1 protein-coding gene is annotated in these 502 nt (G+C 76.5%); it reads right to left on the bottom strand.

Annotated features, from left to right (window positions below; translation table 11 throughout):
* Nucleotides 1–502, bottom strand: a 502-nt coding sequence (locus FB586_RS19095; protein ID WP_281276714.1) for a flavoprotein, incomplete at both ends; no start/stop codon positions are given.

Genomic DNA, 502 nt, shown 5'->3' on the forward strand with positions numbered 1-502 from the left:
GCGCCCCGCGCGGCCGCGGCCCGGGCTAGGGCGTAGCCCTGGAGCCCCGACGAGCGGTTGCCGAGGAAGCGCACCGGGTCGAGGTACTCCCGGGTGCCGCCCGCGGAGACGACGACCTTGCGGCCGGCGAGGTCCTGGCCGCTCCCCGCTCCGGTCCAGGATCCCGTGCCCCGGTCGAGCACCCCGCGGACCAGCTCGAAGATCTCTCCGGGCTCCGGGAGCCGGCCCTTGCCGGTGTCGGCCCCGGTGAGGCGGCCGACGGCGGGCTCGATGACGACCGCGCCGCGCTGCCGCAAGGTGGCGACGTTGGCCTGGGTGGCGGGGTGCTCCCACATCTCGGTGTGCATCGCCGGGGCGAACACCACCGGGCAGCGCGCGGTGAGCAGGGTGTTGGTGAGGAGGTCGTCCGCCAGTCCGTGGGCGGCCTTGGCCAGCACGTCGGCGGTCGCCGGGGCGACCACGACGACGTCGGCGGCCTGCCCGATCCGGACGTGGGGCACCA

Origin of the sequence: Cellulomonas telluris (assembly GCF_004886325.1) — a bacterium.
Classification (GTDB): domain Bacteria; phylum Actinomycetota; class Actinomycetes; order Actinomycetales; family Cellulomonadaceae; genus Cellulomonas; species Cellulomonas telluris.